The organism is unidentified bacterial endosymbiont (assembly GCF_918797525.1).
Lineage (GTDB): Bacteria > Pseudomonadota > Gammaproteobacteria > Enterobacterales > Enterobacteriaceae > Enterobacter.
Map to the genome: position 1 here is coordinate 2,816,083 of NZ_OU963893.1, position 23,957 is coordinate 2,840,039.

Here is a 23,957-nt window from a genome sequence, read left to right on the forward strand (position 1 = left end):
TTATTCCCCAAAGTCATCAAGCAGAATATTTTCATCTTCCACGCCGAGCGAATGCAGCATCGTAATCACTGCCGCATTCATCATCGGTGGACCACACAGATAAAACTCACAGTCTTCCGGTGCGCTATGCTGCTTGAGGTAGTTTTCGAAAAGTACCTGGTGGATGAATCCCGTGTAGCCGGTCCAGTTGTCCTCTGGCAGCGGATCGGACAAGGCAACGTGGAAAGTGAAATTAGGGTTTTCACGGGCCAACTGTTCAAACTCTTCAGCGTAGAACATTTCCTTTAAGGATCGCGCACCGTACCAGAAGCTGATTTTACGCTTGCTACCCAGCCGCTTAAGCTGGTCAAAGATGTGAGAACGCATGGGAGCCATTCCCGCGCCTCCGCCTATAAATACCATTTCCGCGTCGGTCTCCCGTGCGAAGAACTCGCCAAAGGGGCCGGAAATAGTCACTTTATCACCGGGCTTTAACGACCAGATGTAGGATGACATCACCCCGGGCGGCACATACATTGACGCAGGCGGTGTGGCGATTCGCACATTGAGCATAATGATACCCTCTTCCTCAGGGTAGTTAGCCATTGAATAGGCGCGAAGGGTTGGCTCTTTGACATCTGAAACAAACCTGAAAAGATCAAATTTATCCCAGTCGCTGCGATACTCTTGTGGAATATCAAAATCACGGTACGCGACCGTGTGGGCAGGACACTCTATCTGGATATAGCCCCCCGCTCTGAATGGCACCGACTCCCCATCCGGGATCTTGAGCTTCAGCTCTTTGATAAAGGTGGCTTTGTTGTCGTTTGAAATAACCTCGCACACCCATTTTTTGACCCCGAAGATCTCTTCCGCAAGCTCAATTTTCATATCCTGGCGAACCGCAACCTGGCACGCCAGGCGACAACCCTCTTTGGCTTCGCGCCTGGTAATCGACGCCAGCTCCGTCGGCAAAATATCGCCACCGCCCTCTTTTACCGTTATCCGGCACTGTCCGCACGAGCCGCCCCCGCCACAGGCAGAGGAGATAAAAATGCCTTGCGCGGACAGCGTATTAAGTAGCTTATCACCTGCTGGCGCACGAATTTGATGCTGTGGGTCACCATTGATATCAATAAGTACCTCGCCAGCGTTCACTAGCCTGGCACGGGCCGCTAAAATCATGCCCGCCAGTGCGACCACTATCAACGTGAACATCACTACGCCAAGAATTATCTCCATTTCTTAGTCCTTACAGTTGCACACCAGAGAACGACATGAAGCCCAGCGCCATCAGTCCGGTGGTAATAAAGGTGATCCCTAAGCCACGCAATCCATTGGGAACGTTGGCATATTTCATTTTTTCGCGCAGCCCCGTTAAGGCCAGAATACCCAGCATCCAGCCCAGCCCGGACCCAATTCCGTAAACAATAGATTCCCCGAAGTTATAATCTCGCTGAACCATAAACGCTACGCCACCAAAAATGGCGCAGTGTACGGCAATCAAAGGCAGATAAATGCCCAGCGCGTTATACAAATTCATAAAATATCTCTCGAGTACCATCTCAAGAATTTGTACCAACGCGGCAATGACGCCTATAAAGGTTATAAAGTTGAGGAAGCTAAGATCCACGCCTTCCACCAGCGCGCTATCACGCAATACGTAGTTGAAAACCAGGTTGTTTATCGGTACTGCTAGTCCAAGCACGATTGTGACCGTGATACCCAGCCCAAAAGCCGTGGAGATCTTTTTAGAGATGGCTAAAAATGTACACATGCCGAGGAAGAATGCCAGGGCCATATTTTCAATGAACACCGCACGGACAAATAAGCTCAGATAATGATCCATCGGCAGTTACTCCCTTTCCTGCTGTTCTGGCTTCAGCGTCCGAATTAGCCAGATCAGGAAACCAATAATGAAAAATGCGCTGGGTGCCAGTAAAAATAACCCGTTTGGATAATACCAGCCGCCATTCTGGAAGGTTTCAAAGATCGTGATATCGAAAACTTTACCCGTTCCGGCTAATTCTCTTATCACACCGACGATAATTAATATGGCGCCATAACCCAGACCGTTACCGATGCCATCCATAAAGCTCGGGATTGGGGGCATTTTCATCGCGTAAGCTTCGGCGCGGCCCATCACGATGCAGTTGGTAATGATTAGACCCACAAATACCGACAGCTGTTTTGAGGTTTCATACGCAAAGGCGCGCAGCAGCTGATCGACGACGATCACCAGCGAGGCGACAATGGTCATTTGAACGATCATGCGCACGCTGTTAGGAATATGGTAACGGATCAGCGAAATGAACATGCTGGAGAACGCCGTTACCAAGGTGACGGCCACGGCCATCACCAGCGCCGTATCAACCCGAGTGGTCACGGCCAATGCGGAGCAGACGCCCAGAACCTGTAACGTGATGGGATTATTCGCTAAAAGCGGTTCGATAATCACCCGTTTTATCTGTTTACTATCGACTGTCTCAGACATTGTTTAGTGCTCCTTCACGAACGTTTTTAAGGAACGGACCAAAGCCCAGTTCACCCATCCAGAAGTCAAAACTGTTCTGCACACCGTTGGCGGTGAGCGTTGCGCCAGAAAGGCCGTCGACGGCATGATGATCGTCCTGCCGCGCGCTGCCTTTCACGATCCTCAGCGCAGGCTGTCCGTCCTCGTTCAGGGCCTTTTTACCGACAAACTGTGCGCGCCAGTTCGGGTTTTCAATTTCTCCACCCAGCCCTGGCGTCTCACCATGGTCGTAGAAGATGATCCCCTTAATCGTTTTGCCGTCGGTTTCGATTGAAACCAGTGAGTGCATCACGGACCACAGTCCGTTGCCGTAGACGGGCAGCACCAGCTCCTGGATCCGGTTCTGCGCGTCGCGCACCAGATATACTTCGGCAATATGGCTGCGCCGCTTAATGCCCGCCGGATCCTGAGAGACCTCAAGCTTCAGGCTCATAAGCGGATCTTTAACCGCCTGCGCGTGGTCAAATTTGGCCGGATCCTTATCCAGAAACTCGCCCGTATTTAAGTCCACCAGACGCGCCGAAATCCGTTCAGCAAAAATGTTAGATACCTCTTCGCTACTCATGCCGTGATGCATCAGGCCCGCGACCGCCAGAATATTGCGCTGCCGATCGAGCGCGCGCTGTTCCTGCTGGCGAGACTTCAACCCGACGGCTGCGCTCGCCACCACAATTGAACAGACCAGGCAAATGATCAGCACCACCAGCAGGGTCTTGCCGTTACTTTCGTTGTTTTTCACCTCAGCCACGCGCCTTCCTCCGCTTAATGTTGGCCCGCACCACCAGATAATCGAATAGCGGGGCAAACAGATTGGCAAACAAAATGGCCAGCATCATTCCTTCCGGATAAGCCGGATTGACCACACGAATGAGTACGCACATCACGCCAATCAGCGCGCCATACCACCATTTTCCTCTGTCGGTGAATGAGGCTGACACCGGGTCGGTAGCCATAAACATCATGCCAAAGGCAAAACCGCCCAGGACCAGATGCCAGTACCAGGGCATTGAGAACATCGGGTTGGTGCTGGAGCCGATAACGTTAAAGAGCGTGGCGGTGAGCACCATGCCCAGCATGACGCCGGCGACGATACGCCATGACGCGACCCTGCCAAAAAGGATGATTGCGCCACCGAATAAAATCATCAGGGTCGAGACTTCACCGATCGATCCAGGAATATTGCCGATAAAGGCATCAAGCCAGGTGATGGTCTGGCCGGTAGCGTTATTGACGAGCGCTTCTCCGCCCTGCGCAGACCACTGTGAGAGCGGCGTTGCGCCGGAGAAACCGTCTGCTGCGGTCCAGACCAGATCGCCTGAAATTTGTGCCGGCCAGGCAAAGAACAGGAATGCGCGCCCTGCAAGCGCCGGATTGAGGAAGTTGCGCCCGGTTCCACCGAAGATCTCTTTCGCCACCACCACGCCGAAGCTTATCCCAGCCGCAGCCTGCCACAGAGGTATCGCGGGGGGTACAATCAGAGCGAAGAGAATTGAGGTGACAAAGAAACCTTCGTTGATCTCATGCTTGCGGATAACCGCGAAAAGCACCTCCCAGAAGCCCCCGACCAAAAATACCGTGAGGTAAATCGGCAGGAAGTAGACCGCGCCTAATCCGATCATACTTATCCAACTGGCATCGGCGGCAACGCTTATTCCCAGCCACTGGGCGAGCCGATAGTGCCAGTCGGACTGGAGCACCATTTCAAGCTGATCGGCATCATAAAGCTGATGCAGGGCGACGATGGTTTGCAGCCCGGTGTTGTACATGCCCCAGAACATCGCCGGAAAAACGGCAAACCAGACCAGAATCATCATGCGCTTTAAATCGATGGCATCGCGCACGTGTGCTGCCCCCTTCGTCACCTGTCCTGGTGTATAGAAAAGGGTCGCTGTCGCTTCAAACAGCGGATAATATCTTGCCAGTTTGCCACCCTCACTAAAGTGCGGCTCCAGCTTATCGAAGCGTTGTTTTAAGCCCATCATTACCCTTCCTGTTCAATGCGGGTTAAGACTTCACGCAGCACCGGGCCATACTCATATTTCCCCGGACAAACGTAGGTACAGAGTGCCAAATCCTCCTCATCAAGCTCCAGGCACCCGAGGTCTTGCGCACTGTCGGTATCACCGGCGAGCAAGTCACGCAACAGCAGAGTCGGTAAAATATCCAGAGGCATAACGCGTTCGTAACTACCGATAGGGACCATCGCGCGTTCGCCTCCGTGGGTGCTGCTGGTGAAGTTGAAGCGTTTCTTACGCAAAAAATGACCAAGCGTGGTTCGGGTCAACGAAAACTTCTCTTTGCCCGGCAATACCCAGCCGAACAGCTCTTTCTCACGTCCTTCGGCAATGACGCTCACCTGCAAATGGTAACGACCCAAATAAGCCTGCGGCCCCGTGGCATGGCGTCCGCTGAGTACCGATCCCGATATCACACGGTTCTCGCCCTCTTTAAGCTCGCCGCTGAGAAGCTCCGCGATATCCGCGCCCGTCAGCGTTTGGATTAGACGCGGATTCGCGACCTGAGGGCCGCCGATGGCGATGATTCGTTCAGAGCACAACTCTCCCGTCAGGAAAAGCTGGCCGATGGCAATGACGTCCTGATAATTGAGATGCCAGACCTGCCTGGACAGGCTTACCGGTTCCAAAAAATGGATGTGCGTTCCGACAAGCCCAGCCGGATGCGGGCCGGTAAATTCACTGAACGTAACGCGCCGTTGTGGATGACCATTAAGCCCCCCGCCCCCGGCCTGACAGACATGGACTTTTCCCGCCGTCAGTCGCGTGAGAAGGGTTAGCCCGGCATCAAATGCCTCCTGCTGCATCGAAATAATGGGCTGCGGGTCTGCGCTAAGGGGATTGGTGTCGATTGCCGTGACAAAGATAGCCGCCGGTTCGCAGTCAGGAACCGGGGATTTACTGAAGGGGCGGGTGCGAAATGCGGTCCACAGTCCGGAATCGAGAAGCTGACGCTGAACGACCTCCCGACTAAGCTCGCCGAGAGTGGCCAGATCATGACGCTTAAATTCGCGCTGTTCATTGCCCTCGATGCGGATAACAACGGCGTGCATCACGCGGCGTTCTCCGCGATGTATAGCCGTTACCACTCCGCTGGCCGGGGCGGTAAACATGACGCCCGGATTTTTTTTATCCTCGAACAGAGCCTGACCTTTCACAACTCGCTCGCCAGGCTTTACCAGCATGGCAGGACGCATGCCGTTATAATCGTCGCCTAAGATTGCAACATGACGAACGCTGGTGTTCAGTGAAATCGATTGTTCAGGTGCACCGGCAATAGGTAAATCAAGTCCTGATTTAATTCTGAACATAATAAAGTCATCATGATTAGAGGTTATATATGTTCAATAACCTTAAAAGACAAAATGGACAGGCCCATTCCCGGGTCTGACCTGAAGAAGTAATTAATGGTATGATAAAAAATAAATCCTTTTTTTAAGTAAAATATTATTATTTAAAGTCAAATTCACCTCCATAATATCCACACTACTCCAGATGGTTTTATTAAATATTTTCACTCCCACCCAGTCAACTAAAGAAATGGATAATTACACATAGTGACAATAGTGCGCGCTGGATGACATTAATTGAAAAATCTTGCAGAAAATTCTTAAATTTAAAAAATAACTATGGAAAAAATTTGTTAGACTGATTGATTGCCCGAAAACACCCAGCGGAATGAGCAAATGTGATTTTACCCCGGCTTGCGGATGTGGCGCTTTACCCTTGCGCGTGGATAAAGCGCTCTGTTTATTGCATCTTAGCCCTTCAGGGTAAAGGTGAGCGTATTGCGCCGGTATTCTGCAGCCAGCGGAGTGTCTCTGCGGCAAGCGTGTCGCTGGCGAGGCCAAAGGCCGCAACGACCTCGTTCATCGAACGCCCGTTTATGGGCTGGCGTATCACGAAACGCTGGCTGGCTATCACGCGGCGATCGGATGTTTGCACCAGATGCGCGTCAAACTGAATCAGCACTTCGCCTTTTTTCCCGCGATAGACCCCCTGGAATGCGGATAAATCACCCCCGAGTTCTAAATCGGCCTGCAAGTTATCATCATCGCTGCTGACTGAGATAAAACGCCCGTTAGTGCGCAACTCTTGCGTCAGACGATTACGAACCAATACGGGCACCGAATCGCTCCAGCGCGACCCGCTGTAGACCGTTATCTCCGCATCCTGAGGCTGAACGGCAATACGCGAACTGTTAATAAACTGGCTGGTATTGGGCTGCACAACGCGCAGCGAACGGTTTATGGCCTGACCGCTTGCAGACGTTCCCGGCTGAGCGGGCAGTAACCAGACCTGCGAAACTGGCGGTTGCGGCAACACCGTGCAGGCGGCCAGCGGCAGGCACATAAGAACAGCCAGCAACCTGAACATATGGCGAGGTAGGCAGGACAACCTATGATTGAAAGCGGTCATTATGGGGTAAACTCCTTCGTACGTTCAGGGCCCCTTAACAAGGCGGCTGGGTTTTCTTCCAGGCGGTTGATCGCTCCGCGTAATGTTACCAGGGTTTTGCGTAACTCATCGACGGCAGGTCCAAGTTCGTTAAAGCCCTGGATGCCGTTGCTAAGTGAATGCTGATTATCGCTGACTATCTGATTCAACAAAGCGCTCGTCTTTTGCAACAGTGCCAGGGTATTGGCCGCATTGTTAATCAGATCGTTGCCCTTACCGTCCAGCAGTACGTTCGCATTGCGCATCAGGCGGTTGGTTTGGGCCAGCGTCTCGTTACTTTGTTTTGTCACCATCGCCAGCTGATGCAGGATGGTGCGGATATCTTCCCGTTGACCGGCCACGGTATCGGTAATTTTTTCCAGATTGTCTAACGTATTGACGAATCGCTGCTGATTATCCGGCGTAAGGACCTGATTTAAGCGCAACAGGACCTCATTAACGTTGGTCATCACATCTTCGCCATTGGTGAGTAGCTGGTTCAGCGGCGAAGGGGTGGCGATAATCACCGGGATCCTCTCGTCATCCCCTTCCAGCGCCGGGCTGGCTTCACTTCCACCGCTTAGCTGAATATTAGATGTCCCGGTAATACCGGCCATAGCCAGCCGCGCCTGGGTATCCTGACGGATGGGCGTAGAGGCAGCGACTCTGATCCTGGCCCATACCTTACCGGGGTTATCCCTGTCCAGACGAAGCTGAACCACCTCACCGACCCGGATCCCGCTGTAATTAACCGTACTGCCCTGGGAAAGGCCGCTCACGGCCTCGTTAAAGACGATATCGTACATGTTAAACTGGCGATCGCTGTCGGATTTGCTCAGCCACAGGCTAAACAACAGCACCGCAGTGAAAATAATGAGAGTGAATAACCCAATGAGAACATGGTGAGCGCGAGTTTCCATCTTTTATTGCCTCTTTTGTAACGTCGTTTGGGTCTGCTGTGCGGCTCGCCCGCGTGGGCCGTGGAAGTATTCCTGTATCCAGGGATCTTGAGTCGCTGCCACCACGTCCAGTGAATCCACAACTAGCACTTTTTTTTGCGAAAGCACTGCCACCCTGTCACAGATTGTATAAAGGGTATCCAGATCATGGGTCACTAAAAATACGGTTAATCCCAGCGCATTACGTAGCGTGGCAATAAGATTGTCAAACGCGGCGGCACCGATGGGATCCAGCCCTGCGGTTGGCTCATCCAGGAACAGGATCTCCGGATCCAACGCCAGGGATCTGGCCAGCGCTGCGCGTTTCACCATGCCTCCTGAAAGTGAGGATGGATATTTATCTCCGGCGCTGGCGGGCAAACCGACCAGCGCGAGTTTAACCTGCGCCAGGTGTTCGGCGTCGCGGCGCTCAAGCCCCGCATACTCGATAAGCGGCAGGGCCACGTTCTCCGTGACCGTTAGCGAGCTGAATAATGCTCCGCGCTGAAACAGAACGCCAAAACGCTTCTCCAGCACGGAACGGCGCGCGCCGCTAAGTTCGGTAAGATTTTCGCCAAATACCTCGATTCGGCCGTCCGTCGGGCGACGAAGACCGACGATACTGCGCAGGAGCACTGACTTGCCGGTACCCGACCCGCCCACTACGCCGAGGATTTCGCCACGCCGCACGTCGAGGTCGAGATCGACGTGCACGCATTGTGGCCCGAAGCAGTTACGCAGTTTACGGATACGAATAATGGCGTCCGGGCTAATGTCGTTTACCATCCCATCTCCATGAAAAACAGTGCAGCAACCGCATCCAGCAGGATCACTACAAATATTGAATGTACAACGCTCGCGGTAGTATGTGCGCCCACAGATTCCGCGCTTCCGCTCACCTTAAACCCTTCCAGGCAACCGATGATGGCAATCAGAAATGCAAACACCGGCGCTTTAATCATGCCCACCAAAAAATGTTCAAAACCGACGCTGTTCTGCATTATGGTTAAAAACATGGTTGGGGAGATATCAAGCGTTAATGCACAAACCACAATTCCACCCGATATCCCGCTGATCATGCCAATAAAGGTCAGCATCGGCAGCGCCAGTAGTAGCGCCAGCACGCGTGGAAGTACCAGCAGTTCGACCGGATTTAGCCCCATTGCCTGGATAGCATCAATCTCTTCATTGGCTTTCATCAGGCCGATCTGTGCAGTGAAGGCGCTGGCGGTTCGCCCGGCCATGAGTATTGCCGTCAGCAGCACGGCAAATTCGCGCAGGAATGAAAACACCACCAGTTGAACGGTAAATATACTGGCACCGAACGTGGAGAGCACCGTTGATCCCAAAAAAGCGATTACCGCTCCGACCATAAACGTCAGCATTGCGATGATAGGCACGGCATTCAGGCCAATTTGCTGCAGATTAGCGACCAGAGACGTAACCCGCCAGCGAGATGGCCGCAACAGGGTGGCAAAAAGTGCTTCAAGCGTCAGACCGATAAATCCGATGAGGGCAACCAGGTTTTGCCAGAAGCTTTCCACCGACTTTCCAACGTTCGCCAGCAGCTCGGTGACGATACCCGGCCGCTTATGCGCCTGAGGCGCGGCGTAGTCCAGTAATGCCGCTCCGACGGTTTGCAGCAGGACACGGCGCTCTACCGGAAGCGATGGCGCAATACGATCGAGCGCCAGTATCTTTTGCTCACCCATAAGCTTGACCAGCAGCGTGGCACCAGCGGTATCAAGTGTCCCTAACTGGCTCAGGTCGAAAACGGCGTTTGGGGGTAATCGAGACTGTAACGCGCTGACGGCAGGCTCCAGATGGGCATAATGCGCCAGCACCCAGTCGCCCGAAGCAGCGATACGCGGAGGATTTTTGGTCTCATCAATATTGAGTAATGCAGTGAGCGTCTGTTCTGTCATCATGAGGACCTGTAATTACTCAATCTGTTCAATGGGCCTGCACGCAGACCGGAAAAAGATGTCATTACGTCGAACATTTTGCCGTGCTGTAACAACGAACCAGCGGCGCTTTTCTAATAATAGATATCATATTAGGCCACAGTCGTATGCCGAACGCTAAGCTCGCACGGTGTCTTTACAAAGATTTTATCAGGGAAAATAAGTACCTGGCAGCGGTATTAACCTTGATATTTGATAAAGGTTTGCTCTTCACGCAATCTGTTTAGCATAGCGTTAAAGCAGTATTAAGACGACTCAAGACCCGTACTGCGCTCAGCTAGGGTGCTGGGTGTTTATGTCAACACTATTACCATGCTTGATAATTGCGCCAGCCCCCTGCGTGCGGCGTAACGCAGGTGCAGTTGCCCGGAGGTTCAGGGCAAACGCATGAATTAAATTTGTGTTAAAGCCTTCATTTCCTCACCACGAAATCTACGTTCTACGCAGGCTGCGAGCACTTCCTCTATGTAACATGTACTTAACGCCGCTTTCTTTTCCTCTTCATCGCGGCTTTGAAGCCCTTATAACCCCTTAATAGATTCAGTGCCATCTTCTTTATTTCTGATATTATTTCAGCTACGTTTCCTCTTCTTATTCGGCTGGCATCTTCATTCATTTTTACATCCAAAACCCAATGGAGGCTATTCTCAATCCGCCAGTGCGCTCTGATAGCATGTACTCATTCTTTAGCATCCAAATCCTTTGAAAAAGTATAATATCGGATACTTGCACCTTCCGCTGATTTCTCTTCTTTTTCCTGTCTGAATAAAAGCGCCACACAAAGTTTCTTTAACCCTTTCCATTCAAACTCAAAATCACAAAAATCAGAGGTTACATCACTGACATTATGTAAGCGAGTTTCCTTTCTTCCATGACTAATCTCCTGCGTGCTAAATGAATCACCTTCACAATCGGAAAATAGCGCTACCGGAAATTTTTCTTCGAATGCATGATGCAATTTACCCTGATTGTCTTTGACTGCCTGAAGATAATCAGCCTTTTTATCTTTGATTTTAGATGCAATATCTTTCTGACAACCCATAGCATCAATAGTTATCAAATATTTCTTTAAATCTAGTAAGTTAAGCAATTCCGGGATGGCTGCGATCGCATTACTTTTGGCTTCCGTTTTCACCTGCCCCAGCACAACACCATTTTCGGTCGAGGATGCACTTACCATATGAATTGCTCCTTTTCTTTTGCCTTTATCGCAGGAGCCTCTTATGGTCTTTCCGTCTATTGCAATAATTTCACCATCTGTTATTTCATGGTACACCTGCATCCATTCAATAAACATCTTTTCAAACGCCAGACTATCAATATTACTCACCACTCGCGCAATGGTATCATCAACAGGGATACCATTATTAAAATCACCCTATTTCTTTAGCCATTCGAGACGTTCGTGACCAAAATCTTCAATCTCCTGCCACTCATCAGCACCGGCAATGTCGGCACAAACAGTAATAAATAAAATATCGTATAATTTGTGTTTAACTTTCCTTTGCTGCCGTATATCAGGAATAACAGAAATATAATCAAGCAAGCTTTGAATGCTCATCTGATGTCTTTTTTATCTTTATTAGCAATGCTGAAGGTTAAATTTTAATCATTTCAGGGAACTATAACCAGGACAAAACCGTGATTTGCATCACGGTTTTCATGAGCTTGCCATCAATTCAATATTTGCATGTTACTGGCTGACGATAAATGTAGTAGCCGAATCATTCCAGGATTATTCCAATAATAAAATCTGATTTATCAAAACGCCCATTTACGCCACAGAGCAAACTAACATAAGCCATTGATTAAAAATCAAAAATAATAAAAATCCGCCATATCCATTAATGCGCTGCAATTATTATTGCCACTATCACAATGAGTAGATTTGCCTTTTTCATGAGTGACTTCATGAATATATCCTCCATGAAATATTTATTACATTGATAGTGTGACATTAATATCCACCTCCTTCGCGACCCTCCATTTACACTCGCTGTGACCGGCGGCGGCGCTTAAGCGCAGGGGAAAGGGATCCTCGCGAAGTACGTTAACGAATGGGGCTGCCAGACCCGGCGGGTGGACCAGGCGGTTCTGAAGGATAAGAAAGGATGTCATCCACCCGGGCGAAATTTGCCGGGAAAATGTGTGGTTCACTGAACGATGCCAGCCAGACCCAGGACGCGGTCTGGCTGGCCTGTTGCATCAGAAATAATACTTGAAGCGCACGCGGCCGCCGTAACGATCATCGTTTCGCTTTTTACCGTCAGTAGGATGCGCTTCAACCCAGGACGTATAGCCTCCGAGATAAACATTGAAGTTCTTCATCTTCATCACGTTCGGGAACAGATATGACGCATGGATGGTATGGATATCATAATCTCCCGGATCGTTTATCCAGCAGTCACTCTCGCAGTCAGCATCGAAATTGGCGGTATTGAAATTATCAATCTGGTTGTGAGCGTAGATATAACCCAATTCGAGATTATGCCACAACGCATTGACCCCGGCGGTGAAATCTTTCTCATCGCTGGCATCCAGATACGCGGTATTGAGGTTGGCGACAACGCCATCTTCCGGATCGATCTTTTGCCCGTTCCAGGTCATGGTAAAGCCATAACCAGTACGCTCGGACTGGTCAACCCACTTGCCTGACGTATCGCGATAGCCATAGGCGTTATTCACGAGGTTACTCTCCATGGCGATCGCCGTTGAAAAATCCCCCTCCTGCCAGGATATGACCGGGCGAACGTAGGCAACATCTTTATCTACGTCCAGATCGGTACCGTGGTATTGCTGGTCCACAAACAGCGAACTGCCATCCTCCAGCAGGGTGTTTAGCTCGAAATACCAGTTATCGAGCGTTTTGCTCATCAGGAAGTTCCCCCCGCTGTCGCTACGACCACGCCCCTCTTTCATCATATAGATATAGCCGTAGCCATCGCTGTAGAGATCGTTAGCCGTATTGCCGGAATACTCCACGAAGGTATCCTGATTCAGCGGGAACATATCGTACGCTTCAAAGCGGCCCACTTTAACCTTCCAGTCGTTTTCCGTGCCAAAGAAGAATATGGCGTCATCAAGGTTCATTTTACCGGTTAAATCCGCCAGGGGTTGCACGGAGAAGCCCGCAAAGTTGCCATTATCCATCCGCCGATAACCGTCAAAGCCCAGCAATAAGCGACCGTTAATGTCCCAGCGTTCATGATTTCCCGGCGCCCAGTCCTTATTGGCCGAGGTTTTCACCGAGGTCAGACTTCCGGTCTTACTTGCGGCGTCCATGTTATATTCCACATCGCCGTAAAACTTAATATCACCATAGCCGGATAACGTCAGCTTCGGCGCTGCGGCGGCAGTCACCGGCTCTACGGATTCAACCATAACGGGATTTTTAGCCACCACGGTTTGCTGCTGTTTCTGTAAAGCCTGAATTTGTGCCTCTGCTCGCGTAGCGCGGTTTTCCGCACTTTCGAGGCGCGCTTCCAGTTGCGCCAGTTTCTCTTCCAGCCCTGGGGTATTTTTTGCTGCGAGCGTTCCCGTAGTACAAAGCGCACTTACTAACAGCGCAATATATTTCATCTTCATCGATTCCATCCTCATCATTAATCATTATTCCTGGCTCACACGCATCACTTTTCCGGCAATTCCTGAGAAATGCCGATTTATTACTTCAATTATTAAGAGCTTGCGAATTCGCCTTTGTTTAAATCACTGATCACGTCATTCATAACGTTTTCCGTTAATTTATAAAACTTAATCGAGATAGCGGTAAATAAATAGAACAGGGAGGGAATCAACGTGAACAGAAAAATGACGCCCTGTACGGCCGATTCAGATTGCAGCAGACTATTGGTTTGATAATTAAACCAGGCCAATACCCATCCTAAAATGGCTCCGCCTACAGCAACCCCTAATTTAATGACGAAGATATTGGCTGCTACATTCATTCCAGTTATTCGACGCTGGGTTTTCCATTCACCATAATTATTTGCATCGGTGATCATCGACCACTGTATTGCCCCATTACCGCCCTGCACTATCTGAATCAGAACATGGGCGATCAGTGGAATGAGCCAGAACTCCAGCGGCAGCCAGAAGCAAGCCAGCCCCAATGCCGCATTAAGAATATTGATCCAAAACGAGAGTTTAACCTTACAAAACCGCGTGCCAAACGGCTGGGCAAGCCCGGCGCCCAGCATAGAGGCCACCATCCCTGCCAGCATGAAGTATGAAATAACATCGGCGCCTTTATTGAGCACGGTATTCACGTAATAGACCACTGCGCCTCCGCGGATCACCACCGCCACCAGCATCATAAAGTTGTAAATTGACAGTACGCGCCACTGGTCGTTGCGAAAGAGGATTTTAACGTCTCGGGCAATGTTCAGGTTTTCTTCCTTGATGGGCTGCACGCGCTCTTTGGTGGTCAGGAAGCAGACAACAAACATCAGGCAGCCAATCACGCCGAAGATACCCATTGCCACCTGAATACCGGTGGCGCGGTCCCCCGGGAAGAAGTAGTCCGCCAGCGGCAGAATAAGCGCCGTACCCAGCGCGCCGCCAACAGGCGTAATAGCAAATCGCCAGGACTGCAGGGAGAGATTTTCACGCGGATCGGAAGTCAATGCCGCGCCGAGAGAGCAGTACGGAATATTGATAGCGGTATACATCAGGGTCATAAAAATATAAGCCCCGACGGCATAATAGATTTTCCCGGTTTCAGTAAAATCAGGAATAGAATAGACCAGCACACAGCTCACCGCGAAGGGAACGCATATCGCTAATAACCAGGGACGGAACCGCCCCCAGCGTGTTGAGGTGGCATCCGCTATCGCCCCCATGATTGGGTCGGTAATCGCGTCTAATAAACGGACTAAGAGAAACATTGTTCCCATTACCGCAGGCGGTAATCCATAGATATCCGTGTAGTAATAGGCCAGAATCGCAACCGATGAATCAAATACAATATGACTTGCTGCGTCTCCCAGGCTATAGCCTATTTTCTCTTTAACGGGGATTTTTTCTGCGACTGACATTGTAATACCTCTTCTTTATGAAACCGGTTTCTGTCGTAGCGACAATTTCACCTGGGAGGGACAAGAGGATCTATTATGTTTTTTCGCTAAGAACTTATGTTTTTTGCTTTATGTGATCCTGATATTTAAATAACGAGAACAGCCTGTCCAATTATGTGCATCGGCTCGCAAATACTCTTGCGCAGGCATGAATTCATTTATTTCATCAATATATAAAAGCGCCCCTGCAAAAATAAGCGCGACGGTAAATTGTCTGGTTTTGTTCAAAGTGCGATGTTCGACACGCGACGGGTGGAATATTCGACTAAGGTTTTTAAGTGATTGACAACAGCGTGATCGCTGCTCAGCGAAATAAGGAGAAGCCCCAATGATAACACCTCAAAAGCTGCGCCCTCGCCTTTTACCCCTGGTTCTGGGCGGAGCGCTGCTGGCGATTTCCGTTCCTGGCTATGCTGAAGAGATAGCGTATCGCCAGACAGCGCCGCCTGATATTTTGCTTGGCCCCCTCTTCAATGACGTGCAGAGCGCCAAACTTTTTGCCGATCAAAAAACCTTTGCTGACGCGGTACCTAAAAGCGACCCGCTGACGATCCTTGCCGACTATCGCATGCAACGTCATCAGTCCGGTTTCGATCTGCGCCATTTTGTGGAGATGAATTTTACCCTTCCACACGAAGGGGAGAAGTATGTTCCTCCTGCGGGACAAAGCCTGCGTGAGCATATCGACGGTCTGTGGCCGGTTTTAACCCGCACGACGGATAAGGCCGACAAGTGGGATTCGCTCCTGCCGTTACCCAAACCCTACGTCGTGCCCGGCGGCCGTTTCCGCGAGGTCTATTACTGGGACAGCTACTTCACCATGCTAGGGCTCGCACAGAGCGGGCACTGGGACAAAATTCGCGATATGGTGGACAACTTCGCCTGGGAGCTGGACGCCTGGGGCCATATACCGAACGGTAACCGCACCTATTATCTCAGCCGTTCTCAGCCCCCGTTCTTCGCGTTGATGGTTGAACTGCTGGCGACCCATGGCGGCGATGCCCTCAAGAAATATCGCCCGCAAATGGAGAAAGAGTACGCGTACTGGATGGAGGGCGTCGATGCCCTGCAGCCCGGGCAGGCCAATAAGCGCGTCGTCAAACTTGATGACGGCGCTATCCTCAACCGCTACTGGGACGACCGCGACACTCCCCGCCCTGAATCCTGGCTTGATGACATCACCACCGCCAAAAGCAACCCTGACCGTCCCGCAACGGAAATCTACCGAGACCTGCGCGCCGCTGCCGCGTCAGGCTGGGACTTCAGCTCACGCTGGATGGACGATCCGCAAAAGCTTGGCACCATCCGCACCACCAGTATCGTGCCGGTCGATCTCAACAGCCTGATGTTTAAGATGGAAAAATTGCTCGCCCAGGCCAGCCAGGACAGTGGCGATACCGCCAGCGCTAACCAATACGAGGCGCTGGCAGCGGCACGGCAGAAAGCGATAGAACGCCACCTGTGGAATGAAAAAGCGGGCTGGTACGCCGATTACGATCTTAAGAACAACAAGGTGCGTAATCCCCTCACCGCAGCCGCCCTCTTCCCGCTCTACGTGAAGGCAGCCTCGCAGGAGCGTGCCAATAAAGTAGCCTCTGCGACCTCGTCACACCTGATCAAGCCAGGGGGGATATCAACGACCACCATCAACAGCGGACAACAATGGGATGCGCCAAACGGCTGGGCGCCGCTGCAGTGGGTAGCCACCGAAGGGCTACAGAATTATGGGCAAAACAAGGTGGCGATGGACGTGACCTGGCGTTTTTTGAAAAACGTTCAACATACCTATGACCGGGAACAAAAACTGGTGGAGAAGTATGACGTCTCCTCTACCGGTACCGGCGGCGGCGGCGAGTACCCGCTTCAGGACGGCTTCGGCTGGAGTAACGGCGTTACGCTGAAGATGCTGGATCAGGTTTGTGCGAAAGAGAAGCCCTGCGACAGCGTGCCGGATAACCCGCCGGCGGCGAATGATGACGTCGCCGCTGGAAAGCGTTCGACGCAGTAAGGGCGTGTTGCCGGGTGGCGTCCGCCCTTACCCAACAACGAAACCGAAATCGATGCCCGGTCAGCGCTCGCGCCTCCGGGCTTTTTTAGAAGCTGTAGCTCGCCCCCAGTTGCCAGGTGCGGTCACGCCCAATCCAGCAGTTGGCGGCGTCGTAACAGGTTAATGTCTCTTTGTTAGTGATATTCTGCGTGCTCGCTTTAAGCGTAAGCCCCGCCAGCGAGGACAGGATCTCGCCCACGCGGTACGACGCTGCCAGATCGTACTGAGTCGTGCCCCCCAGTTTACCCGCGTCATTACGCTGTGAAATCTCCATCGGACCGGTGTAGCGCGCGCCTGCCCCCAGCATTAGCCCCGTCAGCGGCGTACTGTCGAAGCTGTAGTCGCCCCACAGGTTGAAGGCATTCTCCGGCACCTGGGTGGGCCGTTTGCCTTTGAACTTATCATCCTGGGTGTTGATGGCATGCGTGTAGGCATAGTTGGCTATCAGGGTCAGGTTATCCGTCGGACGGCTGATGGCAGATAGCTCAGCCCCTTTCGACTCCACTTCCCCGGTCTGGCGATAGTTGAGGAACCCCGGATCGGAGGTGACAACATTTTTCTGACGGATGTTGAATACCGACGCGGTAAAGGTAGTGGCGTATTCTGCGAGAAGATACTTCATGCCCCCTTCCACCTGCTTGCTGGTGGTGGGCTTGACGTCTTTAGCCGTTAACGTTCCCTGCGGCGATACCGGCGCAAAACCTTCCGAGTAGCTGATAAACGGCGAGAGACCATTGTCGAAGGCATAAAGCGCCCCCAGACGCTGAGTAACGCGATCCTGCGATACCCAGGCCTTATCACCGTTTTTCAGGTAATCCGTGGTGACGGAACGGTAATCGTCATAGCGCAGGCTCCCCAACAGGTTAAGCCCGCCAAATTCAACCTGATCCTGCAGGTAGTAACCGTTTTGCTGGTAACTGAGGCGGTTCTTCTGTGCGGTATAGCGCCCCAGCGCGCTTTCATCAATTTGCGCGTAATCAGGATCACGCATATCAATGCCCGGCGTGGCCGAAGCATAGCGGTAATGGAAGTGGGAGTTCAGCTTCTGGTAATCAAAGCCCGCCAGCAGATGGTGCTGCCACTCCCCCAGCCTCACCGTCTTTGTCACCTGGTTGTCGATGTTGAAACTCTGCAAATCTTCCTGGGTGGTGTAGGCAAAGCGGTTGAGTTCATAGACGTCGGTGCCCGGTCCGGTTGCGTAGACGCTGCGCTGACGGGTATCAATATCAACGTAGCGGGCTTTCTGGTTAACGGCCCAGCCGCTGTCAAATTGGTGTTCAGCGTGGTAGCCCACCATCCACTGGCGCTGTTTGAAGCCGCTCCACTCATCCCCGGCATAATCGCGGCGGCCGGCGTATGTTGAGCGCAGCCAGGTGAGCGGTAACGGGTTAGAGGGGGAAAGGCTCGGCGTATTTTGCGCCAGGGCATCAAGGGTGAGACGCGTTTTGTTATCTGGCTGCCAGGTCACGGACGGCGCAACCAGATAGTCTTCATAGCGGGTAGTATGCGGCTGATCGTCGCCCTCTGTGGCTTTACCTAACAAACGGTAATTCCAGTCGCTGGCGGCAATTTGTCCTGTCGAATCGAGATAGCCCTCTTTCAGATTGCGCGTCCCGGTGTTAAAGCCCAGCTCGGTTTTCGCCTCTTTTTGCGGCTTTTTGCTTTGAATATTCACCAGACCACCCGGTGAGCCTCCGCCGTATAATACCGACGCGGGTCCTTTGAGGATATCGACACTCTCGATAAGCAGCGGATCGATGCGTGCTTTGGTGTTCCCGCTGAGGTTATAGGGCAACTGAAGCCCGTTATAGAACGACTGGTCAACGCTAAAACCGCGGATTTTATATTCGCTCATGTAAGAAGTGTTACCCCTTATCTCGGTAGAGACCCCAGGCACATAGCGTAGAATTTCGTTCACTGAACGGGCATGTCGCTGCGCAATTTGCTGGGCGGAAAGGGTGTTGATCACCTGCGGCGTTTTACTTTCCGCTACCGCCGTTTTGGTCGCGCTATTGGTCCAGGCAGGCAGTTCGCTATTCTGCTCTGAGCCGGTAACAATGAGAGTGGTTTCATCGGCAAAAGCCTGGGACTGCAATGCCAGCGCTACGGCTCCTGCCAACGCGCAAAATGCAAAACGTGAGGTGTTCATATTGTCGTCTTATTAGACCCGATCAGGAACGACAATTATTATCATTTGCATTAGCAAATCAATAGAACGGACAAAAAAACGGCCCTCCGCAGAGAGCCGCTATTGTTCTGTCAGGTGCGCCTGAGCAACCGAAACACTACCAGCACCACAATCGCCCCTACCACAGCGACCAGAAAACTGTGGAGGTCAAAACCGCTGATGCTGCCTCCGAGCCCAAACATTGTCGCCAGCCATCCGCCGACAACCGCACCAATCACCCCGAGAACACAGGTCAAAATAAAGCCGCCGCCATCATTTCCCGGCATAATAAGTTTGGCGATAGCGCCAGCAATAAGACCAAAAATAATCCAGGCGATAATACCCATAGCCATACCCTCCTGCAGGTTTAACGCATACGCAGAATACCTTCTGCGTCGATAATGTGATTATAGGTGAACGTCGTAAAATGGGTTTCAGCTCACCGACGTAAATTGCTCTATCCTGCAAAAAACTCACCGGTTTGTATTAAGTTTCATTTTAGCCTGCCGATAACGCAGAGACAGTCTGTCACTTAACGAGGAGCCATCTGGCGTGAGTAATTACAGTGAGCAGTTCCTGAAGCAAAATCCGCTGGCTGTATTAGGGGTATTACGCGACCTGCAAAAAGGTGAGGTGCCGCTGCGTATCCGTTGGTCAGCCAGTCAGTTCATCAGCAAGATCCTTGACGCCTCAGCAGAGCGCCTGATTATCGATACTGGCAGCCAGGAGTATGAAAACCGTGCCGCGCTGCGGGCGGAAAACATCCAGGTGATGGCTGAAACCATGGGGGCTAAAGTTGAGTTTGCCCTGCAGCGTTTAGAGTTGAGCGAATATCAGGGACTGCCCGCGTTTGTCATGCCACTGCCAGCAAACCTGTGGTTCGTCCAGCGTCGGGAATATTTCCGTATTACTGCCCCACTCCAGCCCGCCTATTTTTGCAAAACCAGAATGCCGGATAAAAAAGAGTTCCGCTTCCGTCTCTTTGACCTGTCGCTGGGCGGCATGGGCGCGCTGATGGATAGTGCAAAACCGGAGGGGCTGGTGGAAGGGATGCGATTTTCGCAAATCGAACTGGATATGGGTGGCTGGGGTCGGTTCTGGTTTGATGCACAGTTGATTGCCATCAGCGAGCGCAAAGTGGTGGACAGCAAAAACGAAACCATCACTACGCCGCGCCTGAGCTTTCGCTTCCTGAACGTAGGGCCTGGCGCAGAACGCGAACTTCAGCGCATTATCTTTGCCCTGGAACGAGAAGCGCGTGAACGCGCGAATAAAGTGCTGTAACACGCAACGGGCAGCGTGACCGCCGCCCGACAACGGCATTACATGGCATCCATCGCTTGCTGAACTTTCCAGATATAACGTGGAGCCTGTGGTGCCGGATGATTATTCACCACATGATCAAAGAATTCGTCTTTATCCAGGCCGTTAATTTCCGCAATTGCTTTTTTACGATCGGACGAGAATGTTCTCAGTAATGCCCCGGCGCCGTTAACATAAGAGACCACCAGCGCGTACTGCATCACTTCCGGATCCTCAATCCCCTTCAACACCCCATGCTCAAGAATGCTCAAATAAGCGGTACCCATGGAGATATTGCGTTCCGGGTTTTTCAGCTCACTGGTCGACGGCTGCCCGCTCCAGCCCATATAATGATAAACCTCTTTGCCCGCCGTTGAGGCTTTAAGCTGCATCAGCCCCACCGCATTGGATTTGCTGACAAGCGCAGGATTTCCGCCCGATTCCACAGCAATGATCGCCGTAACCAGACGCGGACTGACGCCCCAGGCCTTACCGGCTTGTTCGCTGATCGGCATCCACTGCATCGCCCGTTTGACCGGTACTTCCGGGTGCCAGGGCGGATTTTTATAATCCTGTTTTGCACTACAGCCAGCAAGCACCACTACCAAAAAAGCAAACCATCTCAATTTCACGTCATCTGTCCTTATAGCCGATCGTCGCGGTACACCGCCTCTTGAAGCAGGTAGCGTATACGCGGCATGATATAGACAATTAGTTTCTCATTCAGCAAGGAATTGCCATGTCTTCGTTTCATCTCATTGCGCCCTCCGGCTACTGTATCAACCAGGAGGCCGCCCACCGGGGCGTTGAGCGTTTAGTCGCCGGGGGCCACCGGGTAGAAAATCAAACAATTATCCCCCGCCGCCTGCAACGTTTTGCCGGAAGCGAAGCGCAAAGGCTAAATGATATCAACGGTCTGGTAAACCTGAAGGGTGAAAATCAGATTGTGCTGGCGGTGCGCGGCGGCTACGGTGCCAGCCGGCTGCTGGAGAGTATCGACTGGCAGGGGCTGGCAAAACGACAGCAACAGGATCCGCTGCTGATTTGCGGGCACAGTGATTTTACGGCTATCCAGCTCGGCTTGCTCGCCCTGCATAACGTCATCACCTTTAGCGGCCCAATGCTGGCCGGTAACTTCGGCGCGCCTGAGCTGAACGCCTTTACCCAGGCGCATTTCTGGCGGGCGCTGCAACACCCTACCTACAGCGTGGAGTGGCAAGGCGACGGGCCGCACTGGCGCTGTGAAGGGCAGCTATGGGGCGGCAACCTGGCGATGCTGGTGTCGCTTATCGGCTCGCCGTGGCTGCCGCAAATTGACGGCGGGATCCTGGTGCTGGAGGATATTAATGAGCATCCCTTCCGCGTCGAGCGCATGCTGTTGCAGCTCTATCACGCCGGGATCCTCTCACGCCAGTCGGCAATTGTGTTGGGAAGTTTTAGCGGCTCGGCACCCAACGATTACGATGCGGGCTATTCCCTTGAAACTATGGTTGATTTTATCCGCTCGCGGCTGGATATTCCGGTCATTACCGGGCTTGATTTCGGCCATGAACAGCAAACCGTCACCCTGGCCCTGGGCGCACAGGCAGCGCTAAGCCATGATGAAACCGGCAGCCGATTAATAATCAGCGGTCATCCGGTCTTAAAGGCATAAAAAAGCCCTAATCTCCCGGCAATAACACGCTGTTTCTGACATTATTATGTTAGGGTTTTAATAACAGCGTTAACATGAGGCGGGAGTAAGACAACATTGGATGCCGCAGCGATAATCAGTCTTTTCATTTTGGGTTCTGTGCTTGTAACCTGTAGTATTTTGTTGAGTTCTTTTTCATCCCGTCTCGGCATACCTATTCTTGTTATTTTTCTTGCCATCGGCATGCTGGCCGGCATCGATGGTATCGGCGGCATCCCCTTTGACAACTACCCTTTCGCCTGGATGGTGAGTAACCTCGCTCTGGCGGTGATCCTGCTGGATGGCGGGATGCGTACCCAGGCAAGTTCATTTCGCGTCGCCTTAGGGCCTGCCTTGTCGCTGGCGACCGTTGGCGTACTGATCACCTCCGGCCTGACCGGGATGATGGCGGCGTGGCTATTTCATCTCAATATTATGGAAGGATTGTTGATTGGCGCGATTGTCGGCTCAACCGACGCGGCGGCGGTTTTTTCCCTGCTCGGCGGTAAGGGGCTTAATGAACGCGTTGGCTCCACGCTTGAAATTGAGTCCGGCAGTAATGATCCGATGGCGGTGTTTCTCACCATCACGCTCATTGAGATGATCCAGCAGCATGAAAGCGGTCTGAGCTGGATGTTTGCCTGGCATATCCTGCAGCAGTTTGGCCTGGGGATAATCATCGGCCTGGCCGGGGGCTATTTGCTGCAGCAGATGGTCAACCGAATTTCGCTGCCCGCCGGGCTGTATCCGCTGCTGGCCCTGAGTGGCGGAATACTGGTTTTTGCCGTGACCACCGCGCTGAATGGCAGCGGCATTCTGGCGGTCTATTTGTGCGGCTTTTGGCTGGGGAACCGGCCAGTCCGCAATCGTCACGCTATTTTGCAGAATTTCGACGGCCTCGCCTGGCTGGCGCAAATTGGCATGTTCCTGGTGCTGGGTCTGCTTGTCACGCCCTCCGACCTGCTGCCGATTGCTGTTCCGGCGCTATTATTGTCGGCATGGATGATTTTCTTCGCGCGTCCGCTGTCGGTGTTTGCGGGTCTGCTGCCGTTTCGCGGGTTTAATCTGCGCGAGCGCATCTTTATCAGTTGGGTCGGTCTGCGCGGGGCGGTGCCGATTATCCTTGCCGTCTTCCCGATGATGGCGGGCCTGGATAACGCCCGTCTGTTTTTTAACGTCGCCTTCTTCGTGGTGCTGGTGTCGCTGCTATTTCAGGGAACCTCGCTGGGCTGGGCGGCGAAAAAAGCCAAAGTGGTGGTTCCCCCCGTTGGCAGGCCGGTTTCGCGCGTAGGGCTGGATATTCACCCGGAAAATCCGTGGGAGCAGTTGGTTTACCAGCTCAGCGCCGATAAGTGGTGCGTTGGCGCGTCGCTGCGCGATTTGCACATGCCTGCTGAGACGCGGATCGCCGCAATGTTCCGCGATAACGTACTGCTGCACCCGACCGGCAGCACCCGGCTGCGCGAAGGGGATATCCTGTGCGTCATCGGGCGCGAGCGTGACCTCCCCGCCCTCGGCAAACTGTTCAGCCAGTCTCCGCCGGTCGCACTGGATCAGCGCTTCTTCGGGGATTTTATTCTGGAAGCGAGCGCAAAGTTTGCCGATGTGGCGCTGATATACGGTCTGGATGACGGTCTTACTTCGCGGGATAAGCAGCAAACGCTGGGCGAGATCATCCAGCAACTGCTTGGCGCTGCGCCGGTGGTTGGCGACCAGGTGGAATTTGCCGGGATGATCTGGACGGTTGCCGAAAAAGAGGATAACGCGGTGCGTAAAGTGGGCGTAAGGCCGATGGAAGAGGATGCGGAGTAATCTCCGCACGCCTTGTT

At 52.3% G+C, this 23,957-nt stretch carries 19 protein-coding genes and 1 pseudogene; 4 read left to right on the forward strand and 16 right to left on the reverse strand.

All coding sequences use genetic code 11. The features are described 5' to 3' along the window. From nqrF to NL510_RS13515, 13 genes and pseudogenes are all read right to left on the reverse strand, one after another. The gene (gene nqrF, locus NL510_RS13455; RefSeq protein ID WP_253377550.1) at window positions 1–1,221 is read right to left on the reverse strand and encodes an NADH:ubiquinone reductase (Na(+)-transporting) subunit F; all 1,221 of its coding nucleotides are present in this window, start codon (window positions 1,219–1,221) and stop codon (window positions 1–3) included. Window positions 1,222–1,231: 10 nt separating this feature from the next. Next, window positions 1,232–1,828 (reverse strand): NADH:ubiquinone reductase (Na(+)-transporting) subunit E, encoded by a 597-nt coding sequence (nqrE, locus tag NL510_RS13460; RefSeq protein WP_253377552.1) that lies wholly within the window; start codon window positions 1,826–1,828, stop codon window positions 1,232–1,234. 6 nt (window positions 1,829–1,834) lie between these two features. After that, a complete protein-coding gene (locus tag NL510_RS13465) occupies window positions 1,835–2,473 on the reverse strand; it encodes an NADH:ubiquinone reductase (Na(+)-transporting) subunit D (RefSeq protein ID WP_253377554.1) in 639 nt (212 codons plus the stop codon). Next, window positions 2,466–3,260 (reverse strand): Na(+)-translocating NADH-quinone reductase subunit C, encoded by a 795-nt coding sequence (locus tag NL510_RS13470; protein WP_253377556.1) that lies wholly within the window; start codon window positions 3,258–3,260, stop codon window positions 2,466–2,468. The genes NL510_RS13465 and NL510_RS13470 overlap by 8 nt, the downstream gene beginning before the upstream one ends. Beyond that, window positions 3,253–4,491, reverse strand: coding sequence for an NADH:ubiquinone reductase (Na(+)-transporting) subunit B (locus NL510_RS13475; protein ID WP_253384905.1), 1,239 nt, complete (start codon window positions 4,489–4,491; stop codon window positions 3,253–3,255). Before NL510_RS13475 ends, NL510_RS13470 begins: the two co-directional genes overlap by 8 nt. Window positions 4,492–4,493: 2 nt before the next feature. After that, window positions 4,494–5,837, reverse strand: coding sequence for a Na(+)-translocating NADH-quinone reductase subunit A (locus NL510_RS13480; protein ID WP_253377559.1), 1,344 nt, complete (start codon window positions 5,835–5,837; stop codon window positions 4,494–4,496). 457 nt (window positions 5,838–6,294) lie between these two features. Further along, window positions 6,295–6,879, reverse strand: coding sequence for an ABC-type transport auxiliary lipoprotein family protein (locus tag NL510_RS13485; protein WP_253377561.1), 585 nt, complete (start codon window positions 6,877–6,879; stop codon window positions 6,295–6,297). A gap of 65 nt (window positions 6,880–6,944) precedes the next feature. Beyond that, complete coding sequence (locus NL510_RS13490) at window positions 6,945–7,883, reverse strand: MlaD family protein (RefSeq protein WP_253377563.1); 939 nt, start codon at window positions 7,881–7,883, stop codon at window positions 6,945–6,947. Window positions 7,884–7,886: 3 nt separating this feature from the next. After that, on the reverse strand, window positions 7,887–8,687 hold the full coding sequence (locus tag NL510_RS13495) for an ABC transporter ATP-binding protein (RefSeq protein WP_253377564.1): 801 nt from the start codon (window positions 8,685–8,687) through the stop codon (window positions 7,887–7,889). Further along, a complete protein-coding gene (locus NL510_RS13500; RefSeq protein ID WP_253384907.1) occupies window positions 8,681–9,826 on the reverse strand; it encodes an MlaE family ABC transporter permease in 1,146 nt (381 codons plus the stop codon). Before NL510_RS13500 ends, NL510_RS13495 begins: the two co-directional genes overlap by 7 nt. Window positions 9,827–10,257: 431 nt before the next feature. Beyond that, a pseudogene (locus NL510_RS13505) lies at window positions 10,258–11,426 on the reverse strand (ISAs1 family transposase). Window positions 11,427–12,070: 644 nt separating this feature from the next. Then, window positions 12,071–13,450, reverse strand: coding sequence for a carbohydrate porin (locus NL510_RS13510; RefSeq protein ID WP_253377566.1), 1,380 nt, complete (start codon window positions 13,448–13,450; stop codon window positions 12,071–12,073). Window positions 13,451–13,542: 92 nt separating this feature from the next. Beyond that, a complete protein-coding gene (locus NL510_RS13515; protein WP_253377568.1) occupies window positions 13,543–14,901 on the reverse strand; it encodes a glycoside-pentoside-hexuronide (GPH):cation symporter in 1,359 nt (452 codons plus the stop codon). 367 nt (window positions 14,902–15,268) lie between these two features. On the opposite strand from NL510_RS13515, the gene NL510_RS13520 reads away from it, so the two are divergent. Further along, window positions 15,269–16,948, forward strand: coding sequence for an alpha,alpha-trehalase (locus NL510_RS13520; RefSeq protein WP_253377570.1), 1,680 nt, complete (start codon window positions 15,269–15,271; stop codon window positions 16,946–16,948). Window positions 16,949–17,033: 85 nt separating this feature from the next. Here the strand turns inward: NL510_RS13520 and NL510_RS13525 are convergent, their stop codons facing one another. After that, on the reverse strand, window positions 17,034–19,136 hold the full coding sequence (locus NL510_RS13525; RefSeq protein WP_253377572.1) for a TonB-dependent siderophore receptor: 2,103 nt from the start codon (window positions 19,134–19,136) through the stop codon (window positions 17,034–17,036). Between the two features lie 110 nt (window positions 19,137–19,246). Further along, window positions 19,247–19,501: a GlsB/YeaQ/YmgE family stress response membrane protein gene (locus NL510_RS13530; protein ID WP_253384909.1), complete on the reverse strand. Its 255-nt coding sequence runs from the start codon at window positions 19,499–19,501 to the stop codon at window positions 19,247–19,249. Between the two features lie 205 nt (window positions 19,502–19,706). Here NL510_RS13530 and ycgR point away from each other — a divergent pair, with 205 nt between their 5' ends. Further along, window positions 19,707–20,438 carry a flagellar brake protein YcgR gene (ycgR, locus tag NL510_RS13535; RefSeq protein ID WP_253377574.1) on the forward strand — a complete coding sequence of 244 codons (732 nt, stop codon included), beginning with the start codon at window positions 19,707–19,709 and terminating at the stop codon, window positions 20,436–20,438. A gap of 38 nt (window positions 20,439–20,476) precedes the next feature. On the opposite strand, the gene emtA is transcribed toward ycgR, so the two are convergent. Then, window positions 20,477–21,088: a membrane-bound lytic murein transglycosylase EmtA gene (emtA, locus tag NL510_RS13540; protein WP_253377577.1), complete on the reverse strand. Its 612-nt coding sequence runs from the start codon at window positions 21,086–21,088 to the stop codon at window positions 20,477–20,479. 107 nt (window positions 21,089–21,195) lie between these two features. Between emtA and ldcA the strand changes: the two genes are divergently transcribed. Continuing rightward, on the forward strand, window positions 21,196–22,110 hold the full coding sequence (gene ldcA, locus NL510_RS13545; RefSeq protein WP_253377579.1) for a muramoyltetrapeptide carboxypeptidase: 915 nt from the start codon (window positions 21,196–21,198) through the stop codon (window positions 22,108–22,110). 96 nt (window positions 22,111–22,206) lie between these two features. Continuing rightward, entirely contained in the window at window positions 22,207–23,940 is a 1,734-nt protein-coding gene (locus NL510_RS13550; protein WP_253377581.1) for a potassium/proton antiporter, read from the forward strand. Window positions 23,941–23,957: the final 17 nt, after the last annotated feature.

Excerpts from the sequence above, each read along its gene's own strand:
- NL510_RS13525 (WP_253377572.1), bottom strand. The coding sequence starts at position 19,136 with ATGAACACCTCACGTTTTGCATTTTGCGCGTTGGCAGGAGCCGTAGCG.
- NL510_RS13500 (WP_253384907.1), bottom strand. The coding sequence starts at position 9,826 with ATGACAGAACAGACGCTCACTGCATTACTCAATATTGATGAGACCAAA.
- NL510_RS13485 (WP_253377561.1), bottom strand. The coding sequence starts at position 6,879 with ATGTGCCTGCCGCTGGCCGCCTGCACGGTGTTGCCGCAACCGCCAGTT.
- NL510_RS13475 (WP_253384905.1), bottom strand. The coding sequence starts at position 4,491 with ATGGGCTTAAAACAACGCTTCGATAAGCTGGAGCCGCACTTTAGTGAG.
- NL510_RS13495 (WP_253377564.1), bottom strand. The coding sequence starts at position 8,687 with ATGGTAAACGACATTAGCCCGGACGCCATTATTCGTATCCGTAAACTG.
- NL510_RS13515 (WP_253377568.1), bottom strand. The coding sequence starts at position 14,901 with ATGTCAGTCGCAGAAAAAATCCCCGTTAAAGAGAAAATAGGCTATAGC.
- NL510_RS13465 (WP_253377554.1), bottom strand. The coding sequence starts at position 2,473 with ATGTCTGAGACAGTCGATAGTAAACAGATAAAACGGGTGATTATCGAA.
- NL510_RS13520 (WP_253377570.1), top strand. The coding sequence starts at position 15,269 with ATGATAACACCTCAAAAGCTGCGCCCTCGCCTTTTACCCCTGGTTCTG.
- NL510_RS13490 (WP_253377563.1), bottom strand. The coding sequence starts at position 7,883 with ATGGAAACTCGCGCTCACCATGTTCTCATTGGGTTATTCACTCTCATT.
- NL510_RS13480 (WP_253377559.1), bottom strand. The coding sequence starts at position 5,837 with ATGTTCAGAATTAAATCAGGACTTGATTTACCTATTGCCGGTGCACCT.
- nqrE (WP_253377552.1), bottom strand. The coding sequence starts at position 1,828 with ATGGATCATTATCTGAGCTTATTTGTCCGTGCGGTGTTCATTGAAAAT.
- nqrF (WP_253377550.1), bottom strand. The coding sequence starts at position 1,221 with ATGGAGATAATTCTTGGCGTAGTGATGTTCACGTTGATAGTGGTCGCA.
- ldcA (WP_253377579.1), top strand. The coding sequence starts at position 21,196 with ATGTCTTCGTTTCATCTCATTGCGCCCTCCGGCTACTGTATCAACCAG.
- NL510_RS13530 (WP_253384909.1), bottom strand. The coding sequence starts at position 19,501 with ATGGGTATTATCGCCTGGATTATTTTTGGTCTTATTGCTGGCGCTATC.
- NL510_RS13510 (WP_253377566.1), bottom strand. The coding sequence starts at position 13,450 with ATGAAGATGAAATATATTGCGCTGTTAGTAAGTGCGCTTTGTACTACG.